At 71.6% G+C, this 25,109-nt stretch carries 21 protein-coding genes and 1 tRNA gene; 10 read left to right on the top strand and 12 right to left on the bottom strand.

The window, feature by feature from the left end:
- Nucleotides 1–9: 9 nt before the first annotated feature.
- Together ACZ67M_RS00490 and ACZ67M_RS00485 are read right to left on the bottom strand one after the other, a co-directional pair.
- The gene (locus tag ACZ67M_RS00490; protein WP_392008025.1) at nucleotides 10–810 is read right to left on the bottom strand and encodes an RDD family protein; all 801 of its coding nucleotides are present in this window, start codon (nucleotides 808–810) and stop codon (nucleotides 10–12) included.
- A gap of 197 nt (nucleotides 811–1,007) precedes the next feature.
- On the bottom strand, nucleotides 1,008–2,459 hold the full coding sequence (locus ACZ67M_RS00485; protein ID WP_469848992.1) for an RDD family protein: 1,452 nt from the start codon (nucleotides 2,457–2,459) through the stop codon (nucleotides 1,008–1,010).
- Nucleotides 2,460–2,716: 257 nt separating this feature from the next.
- On the opposite strand from ACZ67M_RS00485, the gene ACZ67M_RS00480 reads away from it, so the two are divergent.
- A complete protein-coding gene (locus tag ACZ67M_RS00480; protein WP_361353872.1) occupies nucleotides 2,717–3,130 on the top strand; it encodes an SsgA family sporulation/cell division regulator in 414 nt (137 codons plus the stop codon).
- A 13-nt stretch (nucleotides 3,131–3,143) separates the two neighbouring features.
- On the opposite strand, the gene ACZ67M_RS00475 is transcribed toward ACZ67M_RS00480, so the two are convergent.
- Entirely contained in the window at nucleotides 3,144–4,577 is a 1,434-nt protein-coding gene (locus ACZ67M_RS00475) for an FAD-binding oxidoreductase (protein ID WP_450735260.1), read from the bottom strand.
- 91 nt (nucleotides 4,578–4,668) lie between these two features.
- On the opposite strand from ACZ67M_RS00475, the gene ACZ67M_RS00470 reads away from it, so the two are divergent.
- Nucleotides 4,669–6,066, top strand: a complete 1,398-nt coding sequence (locus ACZ67M_RS00470) for a tetratricopeptide repeat protein (RefSeq protein ID WP_469848990.1) — start codon at nucleotides 4,669–4,671, stop codon at nucleotides 6,064–6,066.
- A gap of 21 nt (nucleotides 6,067–6,087) precedes the next feature.
- On the opposite strand, the gene hppD is transcribed toward ACZ67M_RS00470, so the two are convergent.
- Nucleotides 6,088–7,233, bottom strand: coding sequence for a 4-hydroxyphenylpyruvate dioxygenase (gene hppD, locus ACZ67M_RS00465; protein WP_161330850.1), 1,146 nt, complete (start codon nucleotides 7,231–7,233; stop codon nucleotides 6,088–6,090).
- A 138-nt stretch (nucleotides 7,234–7,371) separates the two neighbouring features.
- Between hppD and ACZ67M_RS00460 the strand changes: the two genes are divergently transcribed.
- The 5 genes from ACZ67M_RS00460 to ACZ67M_RS00440 are packed head-to-tail and all read left to right on the top strand — an operon-like array spanning nucleotide 7,372 to nucleotide 11,689.
- Nucleotides 7,372–7,863 (top strand): Lrp/AsnC family transcriptional regulator, encoded by a 492-nt coding sequence (locus tag ACZ67M_RS00460; protein WP_122620524.1) that lies wholly within the window; start codon nucleotides 7,372–7,374, stop codon nucleotides 7,861–7,863.
- 29 nt (nucleotides 7,864–7,892) lie between these two features.
- Nucleotides 7,893–8,540, top strand: a complete 648-nt coding sequence (locus ACZ67M_RS00455; protein ID WP_122619839.1) for an ABC transporter permease — start codon at nucleotides 7,893–7,895, stop codon at nucleotides 8,538–8,540.
- Entirely contained in the window at nucleotides 8,533–9,819 is a 1,287-nt protein-coding gene (locus tag ACZ67M_RS00450; protein WP_392008010.1) for a betaine/proline/choline family ABC transporter ATP-binding protein, read from the top strand. The genes ACZ67M_RS00455 and ACZ67M_RS00450 overlap by 8 nt, the downstream gene beginning before the upstream one ends.
- Nucleotides 9,816–10,700, top strand: coding sequence for an ABC transporter permease (locus tag ACZ67M_RS00445; protein ID WP_469848989.1), 885 nt, complete (start codon nucleotides 9,816–9,818; stop codon nucleotides 10,698–10,700). The genes ACZ67M_RS00450 and ACZ67M_RS00445 overlap by 4 nt, the downstream gene beginning before the upstream one ends.
- Entirely contained in the window at nucleotides 10,697–11,689 is a 993-nt protein-coding gene (locus ACZ67M_RS00440; RefSeq protein WP_361353858.1) for a glycine betaine ABC transporter substrate-binding protein, read from the top strand. The genes ACZ67M_RS00445 and ACZ67M_RS00440 overlap by 4 nt, the downstream gene beginning before the upstream one ends.
- A 19-nt stretch (nucleotides 11,690–11,708) precedes the next feature.
- On the opposite strand, the gene ACZ67M_RS00435 is transcribed toward ACZ67M_RS00440, so the two are convergent.
- The 4 genes from ACZ67M_RS00435 to ACZ67M_RS00420 all read right to left on the bottom strand — a co-directional run bounded on the left by ACZ67M_RS00435 (nucleotide 11,709) and on the right by ACZ67M_RS00420 (nucleotide 18,593).
- Nucleotides 11,709–12,488: a S16 family serine protease gene (locus tag ACZ67M_RS00435; RefSeq protein WP_469848987.1), complete on the bottom strand. Its 780-nt coding sequence runs from the start codon at nucleotides 12,486–12,488 to the stop codon at nucleotides 11,709–11,711.
- A 96-nt stretch (nucleotides 12,489–12,584) separates the two neighbouring features.
- On the bottom strand, nucleotides 12,585–13,316 hold the full coding sequence (locus ACZ67M_RS00430; protein ID WP_469848985.1) for a hypothetical protein: 732 nt from the start codon (nucleotides 13,314–13,316) through the stop codon (nucleotides 12,585–12,587).
- Nucleotides 13,317–13,347: 31 nt separating this feature from the next.
- Nucleotides 13,348–18,027, bottom strand: a complete 4,680-nt coding sequence (locus ACZ67M_RS00425) for an RHS repeat-associated core domain-containing protein (protein ID WP_469848983.1) — start codon at nucleotides 18,025–18,027, stop codon at nucleotides 13,348–13,350.
- Nucleotides 18,028–18,122: 95 nt separating this feature from the next.
- Nucleotides 18,123–18,593, bottom strand: coding sequence for an ATP-binding protein (locus ACZ67M_RS00420; protein WP_469848981.1), 471 nt, complete (start codon nucleotides 18,591–18,593; stop codon nucleotides 18,123–18,125).
- Nucleotides 18,594–18,750: 157 nt separating this feature from the next.
- On the opposite strand from ACZ67M_RS00420, the gene ACZ67M_RS00415 reads away from it, so the two are divergent.
- Both ACZ67M_RS00415 and ACZ67M_RS00410 read left to right on the top strand, forming a co-directional pair.
- On the top strand, nucleotides 18,751–19,611 hold the full coding sequence (locus ACZ67M_RS00415) for a helix-turn-helix domain-containing protein (RefSeq protein WP_469848979.1): 861 nt from the start codon (nucleotides 18,751–18,753) through the stop codon (nucleotides 19,609–19,611).
- Complete coding sequence (locus ACZ67M_RS00410; RefSeq protein WP_365636727.1) at nucleotides 19,608–19,802, top strand: DUF397 domain-containing protein; 195 nt, start codon at nucleotides 19,608–19,610, stop codon at nucleotides 19,800–19,802. Before ACZ67M_RS00415 ends, ACZ67M_RS00410 begins: the two co-directional genes overlap by 4 nt.
- A gap of 11 nt (nucleotides 19,803–19,813) precedes the next feature.
- Here the strand turns inward: ACZ67M_RS00410 and ACZ67M_RS00405 are convergent, their stop codons facing one another.
- The 3 genes from ACZ67M_RS00405 to ACZ67M_RS00395 all read right to left on the bottom strand — a co-directional run bounded on the left by ACZ67M_RS00405 (nucleotide 19,814) and on the right by ACZ67M_RS00395 (nucleotide 24,232).
- The gene (locus tag ACZ67M_RS00405; RefSeq protein WP_122619831.1) at nucleotides 19,814–20,461 is read right to left on the bottom strand and encodes an IclR family transcriptional regulator; all 648 of its coding nucleotides are present in this window, start codon (nucleotides 20,459–20,461) and stop codon (nucleotides 19,814–19,816) included.
- A 297-nt stretch (nucleotides 20,462–20,758) separates the two neighbouring features.
- Nucleotides 20,759–22,555: a DEAD/DEAH box helicase gene (locus ACZ67M_RS00400; protein WP_361648418.1), complete on the bottom strand. Its 1,797-nt coding sequence runs from the start codon at nucleotides 22,553–22,555 to the stop codon at nucleotides 20,759–20,761.
- Between the two features lie 207 nt (nucleotides 22,556–22,762).
- Nucleotides 22,763–24,232, bottom strand: a complete 1,470-nt coding sequence (locus ACZ67M_RS00395; RefSeq protein ID WP_392103725.1) for an MFS transporter — start codon at nucleotides 24,230–24,232, stop codon at nucleotides 22,763–22,765.
- A gap of 182 nt (nucleotides 24,233–24,414) precedes the next feature.
- Here ACZ67M_RS00395 and ACZ67M_RS00390 point away from each other — a divergent pair.
- Nucleotides 24,415–24,489: transfer RNA gene (locus ACZ67M_RS00390), tRNA-Cys, on the top strand.
- Here ACZ67M_RS00390 and ACZ67M_RS00385 read toward each other — a convergent pair.
- Complete coding sequence (locus tag ACZ67M_RS00385) at nucleotides 24,458–25,048, bottom strand: SUKH-4 family immunity protein (protein WP_469848976.1); 591 nt, start codon at nucleotides 25,046–25,048, stop codon at nucleotides 24,458–24,460. The two genes, ACZ67M_RS00390 and ACZ67M_RS00385, sit on opposite strands and share 32 nt — an antisense overlap.
- Nucleotides 25,049–25,109: the final 61 nt, after the last annotated feature.

The raw sequence follows: 25,109 nt of genomic DNA, 5'->3' as shown, positions 1-25,109 counted from the left end.
GCGGGACCGTCAGCGGGTGCTGACCACCACCGTCTTGGCGGCCTTGTCGTGCAGGCCCTGTTTGTAGGGCCGGTCGAAGAAGCTCCAGCCGCCCGCGATGATCGTCCAGACGCAGGCACAGCAGAACGCGAACGGGATCCACAGCACCAGGGCACGGATCAGCGACGTCTGCACCGAGGGCGTCGCTCCGTTGTCCAGGTTGGCCACCCGCATCCCGAGCCACTTCTTGCCCAGCGTCTGGCCCGTCCTGCTGATCAGGTAGGTGTCGTAGGCGATGTAGAGCACGGCGGCGATCACGGACTGCCAGAGCGAGTTGCCGACCTCGATGTCCTCGCCGTCCACCGTGTACTCCTGGACGTTGAAGGCCCAGCTGAGCAGCCAGACCACGATGCCCACGAGGATCATGTCGATGATCCGCGCGAGGGTGCGGCGACCGCTGTCGGCGAGCGGGGGCATACCGGCGAGGGGGTCGCCGGGGGCGCCGGCACCACCATAGGGGTCACCGCCGTAGGGGCCACCGCCACCGGGGGGTGGGGGGCCGTAGGGGCCGCCACCGCCGGGGGGCGGAGCACCGTACGGGCCTCCCCCGCCGGGGGGCGGAGCACCGTAGGGACCGCCACCGCCAGGGGGCGGAGCACCGTACGGGCCGCCACCGCCGGGGGGCGGGGCGCCACCCGGCGGCGGGGTGCCGTAGGGGCCGCCCTCGCCGGACCCGGGCTCCGGGCCCGGTCCGGGGGACGGAGGCGGTTTCCTGAACGGGTCGTCTTCCGGCGGCTGCCCGCCGGATCCGGGGGGCGGTTCGCTGCTCATGGCCCGAGTGGACCTCGGGCTCTATTACGGCGCATCCGGCGAGCGGCCGTCCGGGGGACGGGGGTTGCGCCGTCCGGGGTGGGGGTGCGGTTCCGTTGGCGGCCGCGGGTGGTCGGTGGTCGCTCGCGCAGTTCCCCGCGCACCCGCACCCGGCCGCGAGACAGAAGCCCCCGCCCCCGACTCCGCCCCCCGCCCAGTCAGCCCGCGACAAACGTGCCGGCGGCCTTGTCGTGCCAGCACTGGTGCCACGGCCGGTCGAACAGGCACCAGGCGACGCCCACCACACCGACGACCAGAAGGCCGGGCACGCTGAAGACCAGCCAGCGGCGCAGCGCGGCGCCGAAGGACGGCGCCTCGTGGGCCTCGATGTCCCGTACCTCCAGACCGAGCAGCCGCTTGCCCAGGGTGCGGCCCCACTTGGCCGTGGGCAGCGCCTCGTAGACGACACCGAAGGCGAGCAGCACGGCCAGCACGATCCCCAGGTACAGCGACGTCGTGCCGTCGAGGAGCCAGACCGTGACCGTCTCACCGGAGAGCTTCGCCTGGTCGATCTTGTCGTTGACGTGGTCGATCGCCTTGGTGCCGAGCGGTACGGCGGCCACGGCGGTGACGCCCGCGAGGACGACGGTGTCGATCAGCCGGGCGGCCAGCCGCTTGCCGAGACCGGCGGGCCGGGCCGCCGCCTGGCGCCGGGCGGCGGCCTGGAACACGTCCTCGACCGGCGGCTTCCACGGCACGACGGGCTGCTCCTCGCCGCCCGCCCCGGCCAGCCGGTGCACCTGCTGCGCCCACGAGGACTGACCGCCGCCGGGGCCGGCCGCGACCGGCGCGGCGGGCTGCGGCGCGGGCGCCTGGTGGGGAACGGCCGGACCGGCCGGGCTCGCGGGCGCCTGCGGGGACGGCGCCTGCGGGGCTGCCGCCCGGGCGGCGGCCGCCTTCCCGGCGCCGAATCCGGGTCCGTCGGCGGCGGCGGCACCCCCGGGCTGCGCGCCCGCGCGGGGCTTGACGGCGCGGAAGGTCATGGTGCCCTCGTCGTCGGCGGGAGACGCGGGGGCGGGAGCGGGGGCCGGGGTCGCGGCCGGGGCGTCCTGCGGGCCCGCCGTGGGGCGGCGGAAGACGAAGGTGTTGCCGCCCCGGTCCTCCGCCTCGCCGGACGCGGGCTCCGCCGGGACGTCCGCCCGGGCGGCACCGGCACCGGCACCCGCGCCCGCGCCCGAACGCGCGTCGGCGGGGGCGGCCTCAGCGGCCGGTCCCTCCTGCCGGGCGTGCGGAATCCTCGGGTCGGTCCCCTGCGCCGGACCCGGCCAGGCGACGGGCCGGCCCGGGGCGTCCGGGTGGCCGGAGCGCTGGGCGCGTTCGGCGCCCCAGGCCGTCGCGGGTTCGGGACGGCTGCCGTGCTGCGACGCCGCGGGCGGCTGTTCGGCGACCGGGTCCTCGTCGAAGAAGTGCGGGCCGGTCTCCTCGACGGAGGCCGAGGCCGGCGCGCCGGGCGGCGGCACGAGCGACTCGCCGTCCTTGGGGGCGGGCCGGCTGGTGCCCGACACCCAGGAGGCGCCGTTCCAGTACCGGACGTATCCAGGAATGGACGGGTCCGGGTAATACCCTTCGCGGGGCCTGTCGTCGCCGGGGGCCGGGGTTGGGGCGCTCATGTCCGTCGTCCCGTATCTGCTCGGGGGTTGAAAGAGGGGCACCAAACATCTATCAGACGGGCGCAATCCGCACCGCCGGTCCCGCCGGACCCACCCCTTTCCGGGCAACCTCGTGCATGGACCTTCACACCTGGGACAGAGGTGGTGGGAAAAAGTTGCGCGAACCCGCGTAACGCTCGCGGCTCCGGCCGCTCTCACTCGTGCGGGCCCGCTCCGGGCGGCCCGTGCGGATCCGTACGAGAGAGGAACAACCCGCCATGCACCCCACCGTCGTGGAACGCGAAATGGAGCTGCGGCTCATCCTGTCCCCCGAACGCGGTATCGCCGTGCCGGCCCTGCTCGGCTACCGCACCGACGACCCCTACGCCGTGCACATCACCTTCCACATCGACTCCGGTCACCCGGTGCACTGGACGTTCGCGCGCGAACTCCTGGTGGAGGGGGTCTTCCGGCCGTCCGGGCACGGGGACGTGCGGGTGTGGCCGTCGAAGGCGGAGGGCCGCAGCGTCGTACTGATGGCGCTGAGCAGCCCCGACGGGGACGCCCTCCTGGAGGCGCCCACCGCCCAGGTGTCCGCCTGGCTGGAGCGGACGCTGCGCGCCGTGCCGCCGGGCACCGAGGGCGGACAGCTCGGCATCGACGACGGGCTGGCCGAACTGCTCGCCCGGTGAGCCCCGCCGCGGGTCAGAAGAGCTTGCCGGGGTTGAGGATGCCCAGCGGGTCGAAGACCTGCTTGACGGCCCGCTGCATCTCCAGTCCCACCGGGCCGATCTCGCGAGCCAGCCACTCCTTCTTCAGGACGCCCACGCCGTGCTCGCCGGTGATGGTGCCGCCCAGTTCCAGGCCGAGGGCCATGATCTCGTCGAAGGACTCGCGGGCCCGCCGCGACTCGTCGGGGTCCCGCGCGTCGAAGCAGACGGTGGGGTGGGTGTTGCCGTCGCCCGCGTGGGCGCAGACCCCGATGGTGAGGTCGTACTTCGCGGCGACGCGCTCGATGCCCTCCAGCATGTCGCCGAGCCGGGAGCGCGGCACGCACACGTCGTCGATCATCGTGGTGCCCTTGACCGCCTCCAGCGCCGTGAGGGACAGGCGCCGCGCCTGGAGGAGGAGTTCGGACTCGGCGGCGTCGTCGGCGGGCACCACCTGGGTGGCACCGGCGGCCTCGCACAGCGCGCCGACGGCGCCGAGGTCGGCGGCGGGGTCGTTGGTGTCGAAGGCGGCCAGCAGCAGGGCTTCAGTGGTCTCCGGCAGCCCCATGTGGGCGAGGTCGTTGACCGCCTTGACGGTCGTACGGTCCATCAGTTCGAGGAGGGACGGCACGTGGCCGGCCTCCATGATCCGGCAGACCGCGTCGCAGGCGGCGGACGCGGAGGCGAACTCGGCGGCCAGCACCAGCTGCTCGGGCGGCTTGGGCCGCAGCGCGAGCACGGCCCGTACGACGATGCCGAGGGAGCCCTCGGAGCCGACGAACAGGCGGGTGAGGTCGTATCCGGCGACGCCCTTGGCGGTGCGGCGGCCGGTCGACATCAGGCGGCCGTCGGCGAGGACGACGTCCAGGCCGAGGACGTACTCGGCGGTCACCCCGTACTTGACGCAGCACAGGCCGCCGGAGGCGGTGCCGATGTTGCCGCCGATGGTGCACATCTCCCAGCTGGAGGGGTCCGGCGGGTAGTACAGGCCGTGTTCGTTCACCGCGCGGGAGAGCGTGGCGTTGACGACGCCCGGCTCGACGACGGCGACGCGGTCGACGGGGTTGATCTCCAGGATGCGGTCCATCCTGGTCAGGGAGAGCACCACGCAGCCGTCGGTGGCGTTGGCCGCGCCGGACAGCCCGGTGCGGGCGCCCTGCGGGACGACCGGGACGCGCAGCTCGGTGGCGGTGCGCATGACGTGCTGGACGTCCTCGACGGTACGCGGCAGGACGACCACCGCGGGGACGCCGGACGGGCAGAAGCTCGCCATGTCGTTGGCGTAGGAGGCCGTGACGTCGGGATCGGTGAGAACGGCCTCGACGGGCAGCCCGGCGAGGAGCCGCTCGACGAGGGCGCCGGTGGCAGCCGGGGCTCCGTCGGCTGCGTCGGCTGCGTCTTGAGGCGCTTCGATACGGCTCATGATCACAGGTTCGCACTCGGGGCCATCGGTGTGAACCCCGTGGACGCCGCCCGGCGCAAGCACGGTGTGCTCGTCATATGGGCGCACAGTGGGCGCCATGGAGATCGAACACGGGTGGCGTTCCCGCCGCACGCGCCGGGTGCTGATCGCCTCAGTCGCCGGAGCCGTCGTACTCGGCGGGGTCCTGGTGCTGCTGCCCCGGGAGGGGGACGACGCTCCCCCGCCCGCGCCGGGGCCCGCGGCCGTGGCCCGGGGGGCGGTGACCACCGGGGTGCCGGCCGCGCTCCCGGACCTGGCGGTGCTGATCGGGGACCGGGAGTCGCACCTGCGGGCGCATCCGCTGGACGGGGTGTCGTGGGCGGTGCTGGGGACGGCCTACGTCGAGCAGGGCCGCCGGACGGAGTCCTACGCGAACTGGGCGAAGGCCGAGAAGGCGCTGAACACCTCGCTGAAGGTGGGGGCGGAGCGCAACCCGCAGGCCCTCGAAGGGCTGGCGGCGCTGGCGGTCGCGCGCCGGGACTTCCCCGCGGCGAGGAAGTGGGGCGAGCGCGCGGCCGAGGCGGCGCCGAAGCGGTGGACGGCGCACGCGGTGCTGATCGACGCGTACACCGGGCTCGGCGACCACAAGGGCGTCGGCCGCGCCCTGGACCGGCTGCTGGAGCTGCGCGCGGGCACACCGGCCGTGAAGGCGCGGGCCGCGGCCGTGTACCGGGACCGGGGCTGGCGGGAGGACGCGGCGGCGCAGATCTCCGACGCGGCGGCCGCGGCCCAGGCGCCGGCCGAGCGGGCCGCGTATCTGGAGCAGGCCGGGCGGCTGGCGTTCGAGCGCGGGGACCTTCAGGGGGCGCTGCGGTTCTTCCAGGAGTCGCTGCGCACCGACCCCGACCAGCGGGCCGCGCAGGCCGGGCAGGGCCGGGCGATGGCGGCGCTGGGACGCACGACCGACGCGCTGACCGCGTACCAGGCGGCGCTGGCGAAGCGGCCGAGCCCCGAGTACGCCCTGGAGCTGGGCGAGCTGTACGAGTCGCTGGGGCTGGAGCAGGCCGCGCGGGTGCAGTACGACCTGCTGCGCGCGCGGGTGCGCGGCGCCGAGGCGGCCGGGGCCGACGAGGAGCTGGTGCTGGGGCGGTTCGAGGCGGACCACGGGGACCCGGCGGCCGCGGTGGCGCGGCTGCGGGCGGAGTGGGGGCGGCAGCCGGGGACCGCGGTCGCCGACGCGCTGGGCTGGGCGCTGCACCGGAGCGGTGAGCACGAGGAGGCGCTGGAGTTCGCGACGCTCGCGACGGACGGCGAGAAGGGCGGCGGGGTGCGCAGCGCGCTGTACGTGTTCCACCAGGGTGTGATCGAGAAGGAGCTGGAGCGGTACGGGCCCGCGCGGCGGCATCTGCGGGAGGCGCTGATGATCAACCCGCACTTCTCGCCGCTGGGGGTGCCGGAGGCGCAGCGGGCGCTGAAGGAGCTGGGCGAGCCCTCGGAGGAGGGCCCGCCCGGCTGACGGGCCCGGTGACGACGGCCGTCAGAGGTTGCCGCGCTTCTCCTGCTCGCGCTCGATCGCCTCGAACAGGGCCTTGAAGTTGCCCTTGCCGAAGCCCATGGAGCCGTGCCGCTCGATCATCTCGAAGAAGACGGTCGGGCGGTCCTGGACCGGCTTGGTGAAGATCTGGAGCAGGTAGCCGTCCTCGTCCCGGTCGACGAGGATCTTCAGCTCGCGCAGGGTCTCGACCGGCACCCGGGTCTCGCCGGCCCACTCGCCGAGCGTGTCGTAGTACGAGTCGGGGGTGTCCAGGAACTGGACGCCGGCCGCGCGCATGGAGCGGACGGTCTGCACGATGTCGTTGGTGTTCAGCGCGATGTGCTGGACGCCGGCGCCGCCGTAGAACTCCAGGTACTCGTCGATCTGGGACTTCTTCTTGGCGATCGCGGGCTCGTTGATCGGGAACTTGACCTTGAGGGTGCCGTCGGCCACGACCTTCGACATCAGCGCGCTGTACTCGGTGGCGATGTCGTCGCCCACGAACTCCTTCATGTTCGTGAAGCCCATGACCTTGTTGTAGAAGCCGACCCACTCGTTCATCCGGCCGAGTTCGACGTTGCCGACGCAGTGGTCGACGGCCTGGAAGGTGCGCCGGGCGGGCGGCTCGACCATGGGGTCGGCGGCGGCGTAGCCGGGCAGGTAGGGGCCGTCGTAGCCGGTGCGCTCGACGAGCGTGTGGCGGGTCTCGCCGTAGGTGGCGATCGCGGCGAGGACGACGGTGCCGTGCTCGTCCTTGACCTCGTGGGGCTCGGCGAGCGAGCGGGCGCCGTGCTCGACGGCGTACGCGTGCGCGGCGCGCGCGTCCGGCACCTCGATGGCGAGGTCGACGACGCCGTCGCCGTGCTCGGCCACGTGCTGGGAGAGGAAGGTGCCCCACTCGGTGGACGGCTTGATCACCGAGGTGAACACGAAGCGGGCGGAGCCGCTCTCCAGGACGTAGCTCGCGGTCTCCCGGCTGCCGTTCTCCGGTCCGGAGTAGGCAACCAGCTTCATGCCGAAGGCGGTGGAGTAGTAGTGCGCGGCCTGCTTGGCGTTGCCCACGGCGAAGACGACCGCGTCCATTCCCTTGACCGGGAAGGGATCGGCCTGCCGGGCGGTGTCGGGAGTGTGGTGTGTGGTCTGCGTCATAGCCGCAGGTTCTCCCCTGCCTGCAAGGTGCGCAATAGTTCGCGTTTTTAGTGGGCAACCTGACTAGTGAAACGACGGTCGGTGCGGGCGATCTGTACAGGATGACTAGCCGGGGTGACCGGCCGGGAGGGTGCGGTCATGGCGGGTGCGGGGATCGATCGGCTGGACGGGCGGATCATCGGGCTGCTGGCCCGGGAGCCGCGGATCGGGGTGCTGGAGATGTCCCGTCGGCTCGGGGTGGCGCGGGGCACCGCGCAGGCCCGCCTCGACCGGCTTCAGTCGAACGGAGTCATCCGCGGCTTCGGTCCCGAGGTGGACCCGGCGGCCCTCGGCTACCCGGTCACCGCGTTCGCGACGCTCCAGATCCGGCAGGGTCAAGGGGCCGATGTACGGGCGCACTTGGCGACCGTGCCGGAGGTGCTGGAGCTGCACACCACCACCGGTACCGGGGACATGCTGTGCCGTCTCGTGGCCCGCTCGAACGCCGATCTCCAGCGTGTGATCGACCTGGTCGTCGGTTTTGATGGCATCGTCCGGGCCTCCACGGCGATCGTCATGGAGAACCCCGTCCCGCTGCGGATCATCCCGCTGGTGGAGCAGGCGGCCGAGGACACCGGCAGAGGCGACTGAGACCGACCCGATCCCGGAGGTGAGCGGACGTGAACTTCTGGGACTTCCTGGGCAGCCGCCACCAGCAGCTGCTCGCCGACGCCTACCAGCACGCCAGCGCCGTCTTCCAGTGCATGGTGGTGGCGACGCTGCTCGGGGTGCTGATCGGCGTGGTCACCTACCGCAGCGAGTGGGCGGGAAACCTGGCGACGCTCTCCACGTCGACCATCCTCACCATCCCGTCGCTGGCCATGATCGGTCTGCTCATCCCGATCGTGGGTCTGGGCGTGCCGCCGACGGTGACGGCCCTGACCCTGTACGGGCTGCTGCCGATCGTGCGGAACTCGATCGTCGGCCTGCGCGGGGTCGACCCGGCGCTGGTGGACGCGGCCACGGGCATCGGGATGTCGCGCCCGGCCCGGCTGCTGCGGGTGGAGCTGCCGCTGGCCTGGCCGCCGATCCTCACCGGCATCCGGGTCTCGACCCAGATGCTGATGGGCATCGCCGCGATCGCCGCCTACGCCTCGGGGCCCGGCCTCGGCAACGAGATCTTCCGCGGCATCGCCTCGCTGGGCAGCAAGAACGCGCTGAACCAGGTGCTCGCGGGCACGCTCGGGATCATCATCCTGGCCCTCCTGTTCGACGCCGCGTACGTCCTGCTCGGACGCCTGACCATTCCCAGGGGGATCCGTGCCTGAGACGACCGAGCCCACCGCCGCGCCCGAGGGGGACCGCGCCGCCACCCGGGCCACCACCGGAGCCACCATCGAGCTGGAGTCCCTCACCAAGCTCTATCCCGGCAACCCGCAGCCGGCCGTCGAGAACGTGTCGATGGAGATCAAGGCCGGCGAGATGGTCATCTTCGTCGGCCCGTCGGGCTGCGGGAAGTCCACCACCCTGAAGATGATCAACCGGCTGATCGAGCCCAGCGGCGGACGCATCCGCATCAACGGCGAGGACGTCACCGACATCGACCCGGTCAAGCTGCGCCGCAAGGTCGGTTACGCGATCCAGGCCTCCGGTCTCTTCCCGCACATGACCGTCGCCCAGAACATCGCCCTGGTGCCGCGGATGATCGGCTGGTCGAAGGCGCGGATCAGGTCGCGGGTGGAGGAGATGCTGGACCTGGTCGGTCTCGACCCCGGGGAGTTCCACAACCGCTATCCGCGCCAGCTGTCCGGCGGCCAGCAGCAGCGGGTGGGCGTGGCGAGGGCGCTGGCGGCGGATCCGCCGGTGCTGCTGATGGACGAGCCGTTCGGCGCGGTCGACCCGATCACCCGGGACCACCTCCAGGACGAGCTGATCCGGCTCCAGCACGAGCTGCACAAGACGATCGTCTTCGTCACCCACGACTTCGACGAGGCGATCAAGCTGGGCGACCGGATCGCCGTGCTGCGCGAACGCTCGCACATCGCGCAGTTCGACACCCCGGAGGCGATTCTCACCAACCCGGCGGACGACTTCGTCTCCGGCTTCGTGGGGGCGGGCGCGGCGCTGAAGCGGCTGAACCTGAGCCGGGTGCGGGACGTGGCGATCACCGACTACCCGACGGTGACCGTGGAGGACCCGCTCCAGCACATCTTCGACCGGCTCCGGGACGCGGGCACCAACGAGATCCTGCTCCTCGACCGGCACGGCCGGCCCTACAAGTGGCTGCGGCGCGGGGACCTGATGCGGGCCAGGGGTTCGCTGGCGCGGGCCGGGACGCTGGTCAACGACACGGTGACCCGGGACGCGACGCTGCGGGACGCGCTGGAGGCGGTGCTCACCGACAACGCGGGGCGGGTCGCGGTGACCGGGCGGCGCGGGGAGTACACGGGCGTCGTCGACATGGAGACGCTGATGAACTCCGTGCACGAGCTGCTGGAGGCCGACCGGCTGGACGCGCTGGAGCACCGGCACGACCTGGAGGAGACCCGGAGCGAGCAGACCCATGCCGAGCAGGAGGGCTTCGGAGGGATCGGGGGCCGGGCATGAGCGGTTCCTCCCGCTCCCCGGGCGGCCGGCTCCCCGGGGGCGAGCACGAGCCCGGCGGCGTGGCCTTCCGGGACGACGCCGGGGACGAGCCGGAGCACGAGGCCGGGCCGGAGCCCCGGCGGGCGTCCCCCTCGGCGGCCCCGCTCCGGGTCGGCTGGCGGAAGCTGACCCTGCTGCCGGTGGTGCTGATCGCCGTACTGCTGGCGACGTGGCTGTGGTTCCGGCAGGCGGACCTGGACGCGCTCAGCCGGAACGCGCTGTCGAACGGGCAGGTCACCAAAGCGCTGTGGCAGCACGTCCAACTCACGGTGATCTCCACCTTCTTCGTGCTGATCATCGCGATCCCGCTGGGCATCCTGCTGACCCGGCGCATGTTCCGGAAGGCCACGCCGGTCGCGATGGCGTTCGCCAACATGGGCCAGGCGACCCCCGCGATCGGCCTGCTCGCGCTGCTGGTGATCTGGCTGGGCATCGGCCGCCGGGCCGCCCTGATCGGCATCATCATCTACGCCGTGCTGCCCGTGCTCTCCAACACCATCGCCGGCCTGAAGGCGAACGACCCGACGCTCCTGGAGGCGGCCCGCGGCATCGGCATGTCCCCGCTGGGCGTACTCACCCGGGTGGAACTCCCCCTGGCCGTCCCCCTCATCCTGGCCGGCGTGCGCACGGCGCTCGTCCTGAACGTCGGTACGGCGACGCTGGCGACCTTCGGCGGGGGCGGCGGCCTGGGCGTGCTGATCACCACCGGGATCACCAGCCAGCGGATGCCGGTGCTGGTGCTCGGCTCGATCCTCACGGTGGCGCTCGCGCTGCTGGTGGACTGGCTGGCCTCGCTGGCGGAACTGCTGCTGCGGCCGCGCGGCCTGGAGGTGGGGACATGAGACGGCCCCGAGCCGGCGCCGTGAGCAGGCGTACGTGTCTGATGCTGGCCGCCGCCGTCCTGGTGGCCTCCGCCGGGTGCGGGCTGACCAGCGGCTCTCCCATGGTCGACGACGTGGGCCCCGGCTCCATCGGGCGGGGCCGGCCGCTGGCGGACGCCGATCTCACGGTCACGTCCAAGGAGTTCACCGAGCAGCTGGTGCTCGGCGCGATCATGGGCATCGCCTTCGAGGCGGCCGGTGCGGAGGTGCTCGACCGCACGGGCATCCAGGGCTCCGTCGGCACCCGGGCGGCCGTGGAGAACGGCGACGCGGACGCCACGTACGAGTACACGGGCACCGCCTGGATCACGTACCTGGGCAACAGCAAGCCGATCCCCGACCCCCGGCAGCAGTGGCAGGCGGTGAAGGACGCGGACGCGAAGAAGGGCCTGACCTGGCTGCCGCCGGCGCCGATGAACAACACGTACGCGCTGGCGATGAACCAGGCGAACTACAAGAAGTACGGAACGAAGACGCTCTCGGAGGTAGCCCAGCTGTCGAAGTCGGACCCGGGCGCGGTGACGCTGTGCGTGGAGGGCGAGTTCGCCAACCGCGCGGACGGGCTGCCGGGGCTGGAGAAGGCGTACGGGATGTCCCTGCCGGCCGGGAACGTCACGCAGATGGACACCGGCATCATCTACACCCAGACGGCGAAGGGCGCGTGCACCTTCGGCGAGGTCTTCACCACCGACGGCCGGATCAAGTCGATGAACCTGGTGGTGATGGAGGACGACCGCAAGTTCTTCCCGAACTACAACGCGGCCCCCATGGTCCGGACCGCCACCCTGAAGGCGTGGCCCGCGATCGCCTCGGTCCTCGACCCGGTCACGAAGGCGCTGACCAACGACGTCGCGCAGACGCTCAACGCGAAGGTCGACGTGGACGGCGAGGATCCGCACCAGGTGGCGCTGGACTGGATGAAGGAGAAGGGCTTCGTGGTGGAGGGCTAGGTCGCCCGGAGCCTGGTGCTCAGCAGGCGGGCACGCTGCCCTTGCCGCTCTCCAGGGCCGTGAGGGAGTCGACGGCGCCCTTGAGGGTGGTGACCGGGATCAGCCGCAGCCCCTTCGGCAGCTCGGCCTGCGCGTCGGAGCACTCGGCCTTCGGCACGAGGAAGACGGTCGCCCCGTCCCGCCGCGCGGCCTGCGTCTTCAGCGGCACGCCGCCCACCGCGCCGACCTTGCCGCCGGTGGTGATGGTGCCGGTACCGGCGACGACCCGGCCACCGGTGAGATCACCGGTACCGAGCTTGTCGACGATGCCGAGGGAGAAGAGCAGCCCGGCGCTGGGCCCGCCGACGTCCTCCAGCCGCAGGTCGACGTCGATGTCCTCGTCGCCGAGGCGCAGGTAGTCCAGGGCGGCGGTGGTCGCCGCGTCCTGCGACTCCTTCATCTGCTCCTGGTTGTACTGCTCGATCTCGCCCACGTCGTCGCCGCTCGGGTAGACGGCGTCGCGCGGCATCACGGCCCGGTCGGTGTCGAACCAGCTCCCGAGCACGTCCCCGAGGCGCACGCTCGCGTCCGGCCCGGTCGCCTCGATGGTCGTCATCCGCAACTGCCCGCTCGTCTCGCGCGTCGGCGCCCCCTTGATCGTGATCACCTCGGCCCCCTGGTTCTTCCCCAGCACGTCCGCCGTCAGCCCGGGCTGCGCCACGGAGAACGGCAGGGGCGCGAAGAGCACGGCAGCGAGCAGCCCCACGACGGGGACACCGCAGGCGAGGAGGAACTGGGGGCGGGAGAGACGTGAGAGCACGGGGTCAATCTAACGCGGGGGCGCTGCCGCTCGGGGTGGGGGCGGGGCACGACGCGGACGGTCGGCCCTCGCAGGGCTACGGAGGACGGAAGGGGCTTACTGGACGCTGGCGCGGGCCACGGCCTCCAGTCGGCCAGGGATCACCGGCTCCCGCGTCGCGTCGTGCGTCAGCTCGAGTGTGTCGCCGGCGCTGTCCACCCGCCAGACGGCGCCGTGCCGGTTCTCCCACTCGACGAAGCTGCCGGGAGCACCGTCGAGCAGTTCCAGTTCCCGCACGAGCGTGTCCAGGGGCGCGAAGCCGCGGGCGTCGCCCTTGCTCATGCTCTGGGTACGGGTGTTGTCGTAGCGCACCTTGACGAACGGCATCTCGGTACGGTCGAGCTTGTTCGGCTGGAGCATCTTGCGGAACCTGCCCCAGGCCTCCTCCTCGTTCTCCCTGCCGGAGATCTCACTGGCGTAGGCGGGAAAGACGGCGTAGGTGACGGCGGACAGCTCCGGGTTCTCGGTGGCGTGGTAGCCGTGCACTTCGGGGGCCGCCACTCCTACGGTGTCGAACTGCGTCCCGTCGTGGTGGAAGCCGCCGACGGCCACCAGGGGCCGCCCCTGGCCCACGAAGGTGTCGTCATGGGCGCGAGCGTGGGCGAGCAGCGCCGTGACGAGCACCTCGTCGTAGCGGCCACGTACGTTGACCTGCAAGTTGTGCCGGCCGTCGGTGGAAAGTGCGGCGGTGAAGGTGAACATCGGGTTCGGCGACCACCGCCACGCGGATGCCAGACCCGGAACGGGAGCGGCGCCGGGCATGGCGGACAGGACGGGTCCAAGGTTCATGAGGATGGCTCCTGTGCTCGGGTCGGGGGCCCTAGCTGCATGAGTAGAGGGTGGGGTGGACATCCTGGCGGTAGGTGGCGTCCATGAGCGCACCGCCGCGGGAGTTCTCGCTTCTCGTCATGGGCTCCATGTTCTCCGGGCGGTTGTAGAAGTCGTTGCGGGTGGCCCGGTCGGAACGGTAGCCCGTCTGGTTCCAGTGATCGACCACCGGTGTCAGGTGCTCGTAGGTGAGCTGGTTTGACGGGATGATCTCGCCCGCGGAGTTGCGCCAGGTCAGATCGGATCTGGGAATGCGTTCCATGATCTGACGGCCCTGGGGGTCGAGCTGTCCGGTAGGCCGCATGGGTGTGCCGCCCTGGGCGATGCCCTCGTCGGTCCAGGTGGCGGCCATGGCGTCATGGGTGGACTGGCGATAGCTGCCGGGGTACTCGGTGTCGCGATTGTGGGCCTGTACGGGAGAGTTCGGGTCCCTCTCCCAGCGGCCGCGCTGGCCGCGGATGCGGATCAGGCCCAGCGGGTCGAGGAGAAGGAGCGGGTTGGTGACGTAGGCGTAGTCGTTCGGGTCCGGGGCCAGGCCCAGCGGATCGGCGCTGACGTAGCGCGCGGTCTCCGGGTCGTAGTACCGGAAGTAGTTGTAGTTCCAGCCGGTCTCGGCGTCCGCGTATTGCCCTGGGAACCGCAGCGGGCAGTCGGCCTCCGGGGCTGGGAGCGGTGCGCCGGTCGGCTGCCCCCAGGCCGTGAATCTGCGGTGCCAGACGATCCGGCCGTCCGCCGAGACGAGTTCGGTCGGTGTTCCGACGAGGTCGGTGACGATGGCGTAGAAGCGGGCGTCCGTGTCGTCGCCCAGGTCGCTTCCGCCTCGGTCCGCCGCCGCCCATTCGCTGCCGCCGCTCACTGTCTGGGCGACGGGTCGGTAAGAGCCCGGTGCGTAGTCCCAGGTGGTGACGGTGCCGTCGGCCTCGATCTGTTCGGCGAGGCGTGTTCCGTCCCAGCTGAACGTCGTCTCCTCCAGCACGTCTCCGCCGGTGCCGAGGCGTTGCTTGGCGACTCGTCGGCCGTCCGGATCGTAGGTGTAGCGCCACTCGGATCCGTCCGGTGTGACGGCCCGGACCAGGCGGTCCTCCGGGCTCCACCCGTAGTGGGAGGTGCGTCGTCCGCCACTGAGGAGACGGACGGTCCTGCGGATCAGGCGCCCCTGGCCGTCGTAGGCGTAGGTGGTACGTCCGGCACGGTGCAGTCTGGTTCCGTCGACATGGTGGGGCTGCGGTTCCGCGGTTCCGTCGTACGGGGAGCTGGTGACGAGGTTGCCCGCGCGGTCGTACCCGTAGTTCTCCTCGCGGTCGGCGGCCCTGACCGCGGTCAGCCTGCCGACCGGATCGACGTCGAACCGGCGGCTTTCGCCGAGCAGCTCGTTGATCTCGCTGAGCGCTCCGTCGAGGTCGTACGTGTAGGTACGGTGCTGGAGCAGCTCACTGCCCACGTCGCCGCTGCCCCGGTCGGGCGCGGTGACCGACTGCCGGGTCAGCCGGCCGGAACCGTCCCAGCTCTGGTGGAGCACCGCCTCCGCGCCCAGCGTCCTGCGGATCTCACGATGGGCGGTGTCGTAGTCGAAGCGCAGTTGGCTGCCGACGCCGCTCAGGGTCCGGGGGTGGCCCGTCGCCTCGTACGTCCACGTCGAGGTGATGCCCGAGGGAGTGCGCCGGCTGATGCGACGGCCGAGGGAGTCGTACGTGTAGCTGGTCGTCCGGCCGTTGACCGTCTCGGTCAACGTGCGCCCCATGGAATCGTAGGTGCGTTCGACTGCAGTGTCGCGGTTGGCCGCGCGGAGCAATGAGCCGGCGCTGTCGTACTCGTAGGTGGTGACCTCGTCCGCCGTACGGTACAGGCGGGGCCGGCCGAGCAGGTCCACGGTCACGTCCGTGGTCTGTCCGGCGCCGTTGGTCCACGATGTACGCTGCCCGGCCGCGTCGTGGGTGTAGGTGAGCGTGCGGCCGTTGAAGTCCGTCTCCAGGATCAGGCGGTTGGCCTCGTTGTAGGCGTACTCCCAGGTGCGGCCGTCCACGTTGTGGACACCGGTCAGGTTCAGTTCGGTGTCGTAGGAGAACGTGTAGCGGCGGCCGTCCGGTGTGGTGCGGGAGGTCGGTTGGTGGAAGTGGGTGAACTCGTATGTGGTGACCGCACCGTCGCGGGCCGTGTGCGAGACGGGATTGCCTTCACCGTCCCAGCTCCAGGTCTCCGTCGCGCCGTCCGGGAGCGAACGCCACGAGGCCAGTCCTTCGACGGTCCAGCCGAATCGATCGGTGGCGCCGGCGGGGTCGGTCACCGCGGTCACGCGTCCGAAGGAGTCGCGTCGCGCTCGGGTCGTCCGGCCCTCGGGGTCGGTGAGGGCCAGCGGCAGACCGGCCGGATCGGTCTGGATGTGCCGGGTATGGCCGAGCGCGTCGGTGACGGAGAGGGGCCGCCCCAGAGCGTCGTAGCTGTAGTGGGTGGTCGCGCCGGACGGGTCGGTGACGGACAGGCGATTGCCCCGCTCGTCATAGGTGTAGGTCCAGGACGAGCCGTCGGGGTCCGTGAGCCGGCGGGTGCGGCCCGCCTCGTCGTAATCGGCCTGGACAGAGCTGAGGTCGGGCCTGACCACCTCGGTCAGGTGACCGGCCGCGTCGAAGACCTGCCGGGTGGTGCGGCCAAGGGGGTCGGTCCAGGAGACGAGACGTCCGTTCTCGTCCCACTCCCGGCGGGTCGAGGCTCCCAGAGGGTCGGTGACCTGGACGAGTTGCAGACGCTCGTCGAACCGGTAGGTGGTGGCCCGGCCGAGGGAGTTGCGGTACGTGTTGGCGCGTGCCGCGTCGTCGTAGGTAAGGGAGCAGTCGAGGAAACCGTCCGCTCCCCTGCCGACCGTGACCCTGTGGCGCTCGTCGTAGGTGTAGCGGTACCAACCGCCGTTGCGGTCGGTCCAGCTCGTGATGCGGGACTCGGTGTCGTACGTGAGTTGGAAGTCCCGGCCCTGCCCGTCGGAGACGACGCGGAGATTGCCCTCCGTGTCGTAGCCGTAGCGTCGCACCACCACCCATGGTGAGTGGGCTTCCGCGCCATAGCCGTCTTCCGGTGAGCTGAGAACGCTCAGGGACGTGATGCGGCCGTCTTCGGTGGCGATGGCCACCCGGTAGCCGCCCGAGTGGCGCATCTCGGTGAGGACACCCCCCTCGTCGTAGAGGAAGTCGATGCGGTGCCCGTTGCGGTCGGTTATCGCGGCGAGAGGCAGGGTGTAGGCGGGGGTGTCATCATCGCGCCGTACACCGGGGGCGAAGTGGTGGGTCCGTCCGGTCTCGTCGTCGTGGACGGTGATCGCGCCTTCGCCGTCACCGTTCCACGTCAACGGCCGTCGAGGCCCTTCCAGAGGCAGGGTCGCGGTGTCGGGCGCGGGAATCGGATACGCCAGGAGCATGCCGTCCTCACTGGCGAACACGACACCCTGGTCGTCGATCTCCAGGCGCTGGTCCAGCGTCGAGGCCCAACTCGCCCCAAAGCACCGCCCCCAGCGATAGGTCGAGAGGTGGGTGCGCCGGACCAGCAGCGGCAGGAGCCCGCCGAGTTCCAGGTCCACCTGCTCCATGAGCATCTCGCCGGACACCATGTCGATCGGGTCGCCGCCCCGGCACCGGCCCTTGTAGGGCTTGGCTTTCGCAAGAAGGTCCTTGGCACCGGAACGCAAGGTCTTCAGACCACCCCGCATGGCGGTGGCCATGCCCTTCATACCCTTGGCGAGTCCGCCGAGGGTGGTCAGGCCTTTCATACCGGGTATGCAGTCCAGCGCGGCCAACCCCACGTCCCACAGAGAAGCTTGGCCCTTGCTGTACTTGTAGAGCGTGTCCGCGAGAACCACGAGAGCGGCCACGACGACGATCGCGGCGAGTATCGGACCGCCGATGATCATCGCGACGATGCCGACTATCGCGACGACGACCTTGCAGACCATGACGATCGTGTCCCAGTTGTCGGAGAACCAGTCGCCGACGTCCTCCCACCACGACCGGTTCTGGATGCCCGCGTCCGACGCCTCGTCGATCTTGTTCTTCGCGTCCCGGGCCGCGTCCTCACGCATCTTGCGCGCGTCCTCGGCCATCTTCTTCGCCGCGTCCAGCGCACTCTGCGCCGAGTCCACCGCCGACTGCGCGTTCGTCTGCGCCGTCTTCGCGTGCTGCGCGTCACGGGTGGCCGCGCGGACCTTCGCCTCGTCCGGCTTGTCCCCGTCCGACTTGCTGCCCGTCGGATCGTCCTTGTACTTGTCCGCCTCCTTCGACGCCCGCGTCACCCACGAGTCCGCCGACGACAGCTTCGACTGGGCCGAGGTCAGGTCCTGACGGGCCTCACGGGCTTTGACGAGGGCCCGGTCGGCCAGGGCCTGGGCGCGCTCCAGCTTCGGCCAGAAGTCCGCGAGCGCGTCGCCGCACATCCCGTACGACTTCTCCAGCTTCTTCAGGTTCTTCGGGACGCCGGAGAACTCCTCCTTGAAGACCGTCGCCGACTTGCCCGCCCACTCCGCGAGCGTGGTCTCCCCCGCCATGCCCTTGACGAGGCGCAGTGCCTCGGACACGTCGTCCGCGAAGTCGTGCAGCGTCTTCGCGAGCGTGCGGACGCGTTGCGGGTCGCCAGGGGTCGGGTCCTTGTCCAGGTCCAGGACATGCCAGTCACTCGGCCTGTGGCCCACCATCACGCAACCCCCGTCGACGCACGCACAACAGCAACAACCCGTATGCACAAGTGAACTTACAAGGTGCGAGTGTTCGAGTGGAAGGTGAGCCGGATTCAGGCGGACGGCCGGAGGTCCAGCTCGGCCCGGACCGTCTTGCCGGGCAGCGCCACGCCCCGTGAGATCCGGTCCACCACTTCCCAGCGGTCGGCGAGTGCGTCGACCAGGAGCAGGCCCCGGCCGGTGTCGGTCAGCGGGCTCGGGGACGGCGCTTCCCCGCGTGCGGGTGGCCTGCGTTCCGCGCGGGTGTCGGAGACCTCGATGTGGAGGTGGACGTGCGGGGCGTGGATGAGGCGCAGTTCGAAGTCGCGGCCCGGGACTCGGCCGTGGGTCACGGCGTTGGCCGCCAGCTCCGCGACGATGAGGGTGGCGGTGTCGGAGAGGGCGGTCCTGTACGGGAAGCCCCACGCGTGGAGCTGGGTGGCCGCCAAGTGCCGGGCGAGGCGGGCGCCGAGTGGGGTGGAGCTGAAGCGCTGGGTAAACATACGTACGGTGACTGGCAGTTGGTTGGGCGGGAGGGGCGTCATGGGGTCACCGTGGCGTTCGGCCGCGTACTTCACCAGGTCAGCTACTCGTACGCTCCGTCAGCGTACGAGTACGAAGAGTGGACAGTGGTGGTGACGGACTGTAAGCCTGGGCGTCTCCAAAGTGTGCGGCGGGGAGAGCGTGCGGAAGGTGGCCGCCATGGCGGACGGTGCGGTGGATGCGGGCGTGGTCGGCGGGGGCGGTGAGCCCGACGTGTCCGACAGCCTCAGGACGTTCGGGGCAGTGGTCCAGGGCTTCCGGAAGCGGGCCGGGATGACGCAGGAGGAATTGGCCGAGCGGGTTCGGTACTCCGTGCAGACCGTGGCGTCGGTTGAGCAGGGGCGGCGGTTTCCCACGCTGGAGTACGTCCGCCGGGCCGAGGAGGTACTGGACGCGGCGGGCATCCTCAGCGGGGCCGTGCGGCATTTGTCGCGGCAACCGGGGCTCGCGAGTTGGTTTCGGCAGTGGGCCAGGTTGGAGGCAACGGCCCTCAGCCTCTACACGTACGAATGCCGCGTCGTGCCGGGTCTGTTGCAGACAGAGGCGTACGCGCGGGCGGTGTCGCTGAACGTACCGCCCGTCCCGGACGAGCACGAACTGGATCAGCGCGTCGCCGCGCGGCTCGCGCGGCAGGAGCTTCTGTCGGTGGCCCGGAAGCCGCCGACAGCCTTCACGTTCATCGTGGAGGAGGCGCTGCTGATGCGGGATACCGGCGGGCAGGACGTGACTCGGGGGCTGCTCGACCATGTGGTGGGGCTGGTCGAACGGAACTGGAACGTGGAAGTGCAGGTGATGCCCTTGCGGCAGCCGGCACATGCAGGGATGGACGGACCGCTTCAACTGCTGGAGACGCCCGAGAACGAGTGGTTCGCCTACTCGGAGGGGCAAGAGAACGGCCGTCTCATCACCACCCGGAAAGAGATCAGTATCCTCCAACAGCGGTATGCGAAACTGCGCTCGCAGGCTCTCACCCCGGCGGACTCTATGAGCCTGCTGAAGCGAAGGCGAGGAGCGCTATGAGCACATCCGAACTGGCCTGGTTCAAGAGCAGCTACAGCGGCTCGCAGGGCGACAGCTGCATCGAAGTGGCCATTGAGCCCACTGGCGTTTCAGGTGTCCGCGTCCGAGACTCCAAGCAAACGCGCGGCCCCCAGCTCGCCCTCTCCCCCGCCGCCTGGCGCGACTTCGTCGCCTACGCCTCACGCGGCTGAGGCGCGGCACGTCACCGCAGGGCCTCCGCCACCTCCCGGGCCGCGTGCATCACGCGTTCGCCCACGCGTTCCGGGACCACCTCCGAGAGCATGACCACGCCCACGCTGCCCTCCACGCCCGTCACCCCGAGCAGCGGCGCGGCCGCCCCGCAGGCGCCGGCCTCCAGTTCGCCGTGGGTCAGGGTGTAGCCGGGGTCGTCCGCGGCGTCGCCGGGCTGGCGGGCGGAGAGGATGGCCTTGCCCGCGGCGCCGCGTTCCAGGGGATGGCGGAAGCCCGCGCGGTAGGCGACGTGGTAGTCGGTCCAGGTGGGTTCGACGACGGCCACGGCCAGGGCCTCGGCCCCGTCGACCAGGGTCAGGTGGGCCGTCGCCCCGATGTCCTCGGCCAGCGAGCGCAGGGCCGGCATGGCGGCCTCGCGGACGAGGGGGTGCACCTGGCGGCCCAGGCCCAGTACGCCGAGTCCGACCCGGGCGCGGCCGCCCAGGTCACGGCGTACCAGCGCGTGCTGTTCCAGCGTGGCGAGCAACCGGTAGACGACCGTCCGGTTCACCCCCAGCTTGTGCGACAGCTCGGTGACGGTCAGCCCGTGGTCCGTGTCGGCCAGCAGCTTGAGGACCCGCAGTCCCCGGTCGAGCGTCTGAGAGGTCTCCGCGGTCACGACGCCCACTCCTTAGTGGTGAGGTCGGCGGCCCCATCGCGTCGGATGCGTCACCGAGTCCCGTCAGTGACGCGCTTCAGAGGCCGCCGATCGGCTGACGGTCCGGCCTCTTACCCGGGCCCCGTCGCTTCACGGCTGCGCTCCGCGGCGGCGCTGCCACGGGGCGTGTGCGTAGCGGGACAGTAACGACCAGGTCCGCTCAGCGGAAGGCTCCGTCCAGAATCCGGGCGGCAACCGTTATCCACTGCCGGTGTTTGTCCTGGTACGTACCGCACACGCCGCCGAGGAGGGGCGGCGTCACTTCATGCGCGTCGCCCACTCCTGCACCTTGGCGATGCGCTGCCGCAGCTGTCCGCCGGTGGCCTCGGCGCTGGGCGGGCCGCCGCACACGCGGCGCAGTTCGGTGTGGATCACGCCGTGCGGCTTGCCGCTCTGGTGGACGTACGCGCCGACCATCGTGTTGAGCTGCTTGCGCAGCTCCATCAGCTCCTTGTGGGAGACGACCGGGCGCCGCTCGGCGGGCAGTTCGAGCAGGTCGGCCTCGTCGTCGGGCTTCTTGCGGCTGTGCGCGATCTGGCGGGCCTGGCGCTTCTGGAGGAGGAGCTGGACCTGGTCGGGTTCGAGGAGCCCCGGGATGCCGAGGTAGTCCTGCTCCTCCTCGCTCCCCGGGTGGGCCTGCATGCCGAACTCGGCGCCGTTGTACATGACCCGGTCGAAGGTGGCCTCGGACTCCAGCGCCTCGAAGGAGAACTGCTCCTGCTCGCCGGTGTCCTCGTCCTGCTCCCGGTTCGCCTCGTCCATCTCCTTCTCGGACTCGGCGTACGGGTCCTCCTCGCCGTCCTTCTTGGGCTTGTCGAGGACGTGGTCGCGCTCGCGCTCCATCTCGTTCGCGAACGTGAGGAGGTCGGGCACGGTGGGGAGGAAGACGGAGGCCGTCTCGCCGCGGCGCCTGGAGCGTACGAAGCGGCCCACGGCCTGGGCGAAGAAGAGGGGGGTCGAGATGGTGGTGGCGTAGACGCCGACCGCCAGGCGCGGCACGTCGACGCCCTCGGACACCATGCGGACGGCGACCATCCAGCGGGAGTTGTCCTGGCTGAAGGTGTCGATGTTCTTGGACGCGCCGACGTCGTCGGAGAGTACGACGGTGGCCTTGTCGCCGGTGATCTCGCGGATCAGCTTGGCGTAGGCGCGGGCGGAATCCTGGTCGGCGGCGATGACGAGGGCGCCGGCGTCCGGGATGGCCTTGCGGACCTCGGTGAGCCGCTGGTCGGCGGCGCGGAGTACGGCGGGCATCCACTCGCCGCGCGGGTCGAGCGCGGTGCGCCAGGCCTGGCTGACGGCGTCCTTGGTCATCGGCTCGCCGAGCCGCGCCGCGATCTCGTCGCCCGCCTTGGTGCGCCAGCGCATGTTGCCGCTGTAGCTCATGAAGATGACGGGGCGCACGACGCCGTCGGCGAGCGCGGAGCCGTACCCGTAGGTGTAGTCGGCGGCGGAGCGGCGGATGCCGTCGTTGCCCTCCTCGTACGTCACGAAGGGGATCGGGTTGGTGTCCGACCGGAAGGGCGTGCCGGTGAGCGCGAGGCGCCGGGTGGCCGGCTCGAACGCCTCCAGGCAGGCCTCGCCCCAGGACTTGGAGTCGCCCGCGTGGTGGATCTCGTCGAGGATGACGAGGGTCTTGCGCTGCTCGGAGCGGTTGCGGTGCAGCATCGGGCGGACGCCGACGCCCGCGTACGTGATGGCGATGCCGTGGTACTCGCGGCTGAGTGGACCGGCGCTGTACTCGGGGTCGAGCTTGATGCCTATCCGGGCCGCGGCCTCCGCCCACTGCTTCTTCAGGTGCTCGGTGGGCGCGACCACGGTCACCTGCTGGACGACGTGATGGTGCAGCAGCCAGGACGCCAGCGTCAGCGCGAACGTGGTCTTTCCGGCGCCGGGTGTGGCGACCGCCAGGAAGTCCCGGGGCTGTTCCTGGAGGTACTTCTCCATCGCCCCCTCCTGCCAGGCCCGCAGCTTGCTGGCGGTGCCCCAGGGGGCACGGCCGGGGAAGGCCGGGGACAGGTGGTGCGAGGTGCTGGAGCTGGCGGTGGTAGTCACGGTCTCCGAAGGGGGTAGAACGGCTCGGCCACGTATGACAACCGGGCCACCCTACCGGCGCTCCGCGGTGATCGACGCGCGCACAGGGGCGGGTCACCCCCGGGTGGGACGGACGTCACAGCGGCCCCGGCGCACCCACGCGGCTCACCTCCCCGGCGCAGCCACGGGCCGGGCCCGGCTGCCGGCCGCGCACCGCCGGCGCCGGTCTCACCGCGCGCGCAGCCGCGTCGCGACCCACGCTCCCACCAGCGCCACGCCCGCCATCGGCAGGAACACCGCTGCGAAGGCCGCCGGATGGGAGCCGGTCGCCTGCGTGGCCGCGTGGCTGACCGTGCCGCCGCCGAGGGCCGCGAAGGCGGCTCCGCCGACCGAGAGCAGGACGACGTTGGAGAGGCCGTCGGAGATCTGGAGGGCGGCGGAGTTGCTGCCGGCCTCCTCGGGGGCGGAGAGCTTGAGCAGGAGCACACTGGTGGAGGAGATCACCAGGCCCATCCCGAAGCAGCCGAAGCCCCAGGCGACGGCCACCGTCCAGGCGGGTACGGCGTCGATCAGCACGCTGGGTGCCGTGGTGATGGCCGCCGCCACCAGGACCATGCCGAGGGCCATCAGGCGCTCGCGGTGGGGTTCCAGGCGCGGCCGGGACTGGAGCCAGGACCCCGCGGCCCAGGTCGCGCCGCCCGCGGCGAGGGACAGGCCGGCCAGCGTGGGGCTGAGGCCGCGCTGGGTGACCAGCATCAGCGGTACGAAGGACTCGGCGGCGATGAAGGACCCGGCGGCGATCCCGCGCAGCAGGACCACGGAGGGCAGTCCGCGCACCGCCCGGTAGGTGCCGCGCGGCAGCAGGCCGAGGACGGCCGGGACGAGCAGCGCCACGCCCACCGCGCCGGGCAGGAGCGAGACCCAGCGCAGGTCCTGGGCGGCGTACTGGAGCAGGCCCGCGCCCAGTGAGATGGCGAGGGCGAGCCGGATGCGGCGGCCGTCGAAGGAGGCGGGCGCGTTCCCGCCGCCGACTGCACCGGACGCGCGGGCGCGTATCTGCGGCAGCGCGAGCGCCAGCGGGAAGACGACGAGCACCGGGATGCCGACGAACACCCAGCGCCAGCCGAGGTGCTCGGTCACCGCGCCGGAGGCGAGCGGGCCGACGATCGACGGGACGACCCAGCCCGCCGCGAACGCCGCCATGATCGCGGGTCGCAGCCGCTCCGGGTAGGCCCGTCCGACGACGACGTACAGGGCGACGATCACCAGGCCGCCGCCGAGCCCCTGCACGGCCCGCCCGAGGATGAACAGCCACATCGTGCCGGCCGTCCCGGACAGCACGAGACCCACCGCGAAGGCGGCGATGCCGGAGGTCAGCGGCGCCAGCGGGCCCCGCCGGTCCGACCACTGGCCGGAGAGCACCATGCCGAACAGACTCGTCGTGAAGTAGCCCGAGAACGCGAACGCGTACAGCGACACCCCGTCCAGCTCCCGCGCCGCCACCGGCATCGCCGTACCGACCGCCGTCGCCTCGAAGGCGATCAGCACGATGACGGAGACGATGCCGACACTCAGCGCCCGGTAGGCGCGGCTCAGCACGGTCTCGTCGGGAGCGGCGGGATCGGAGGGAACGGCGGGGGCGCCGGCGGTCGCGGCGGTGACGGCGACATCGGTGTCGCGGGGCTCAGGGACGGTCATGGTCGCCAGGGTAAGGGCCACAGCACCGCTTGACCCCTGTCGGGAGGCGGTACCGGACCGGGACCTTGGTCGTACGACCCCGCCCCGTTCATGAACGCGGTATGGCAGTCGTGTTGCGGCCCCGCCGGACTCCTTGAGCACCCGCCCCGGCCGCCCTACGGTCGATCACGAACGAAGGACACGGCCGTGTGCCCGAGTGGTTCAGGGGCTCGCCTGCAAAGCGAGTTACGTGGGTTCGAATCCCGCCACGGCCTCCACAGCTGCCGCGCGGTGCAGCAGCCACAGGCTGAAGACGAGGGTTGAGACGTCCGGGGTGAGCGGGCGTGGGTCCGCGTCGGCCGGGTGCCAGGTCGACACCGCGCCCGTCGCTCCGTCGACCACCACGTCGGCGCCGTCGGGGAGCCGGCCCAGCCGGACGAGGTGGGCGGGCGGTCCGTCCGGGGACTGGGCGCCGTAGTACTCGGCGAGGGTCGGCAGTGCCATCCCGTCGGTGTCCGCGGCGAGCGGGAAGGCGTCCTCCGGCAGGCCCGTCTCCCGCAGGAAGCGGCGGGTGGGCTCGTGGGTGAGGGCCGGGGGGAAGTCGACGTCCTCGAAGCGGGCCACCCGGCCCCGGCCGAACTCGCGGGTCAGCAGCCGGTAGGGCAGATCCAGGGCGAGGCCGGACGTCGTGCGCCGGCCCGCCGACAGGAGCAGGCAGCCGATCAGCGCCGCCGACGTCCAGAACAGCGGCGTCTCGCGCCCCGGCGGCACCGGGCAGCGGGAGGGCTCCCGCGCCGAGGCCGTGGTGAGACGGGCGAGGGTCAGCAGGGACGGCACGCACGGTGGTGCCTGAGTCGTGTCCGTCGCATCCTTCGTGACCGCCTGCATCGTCTCCCCC

It is taken from the genome of Streptomyces sp. NPDC107500 (genome assembly GCF_055582785.1).
The sequence above is the reverse complement of the archived record's forward strand: the minus strand, read 5'-3'. Positions and strand labels throughout refer to the sequence as shown.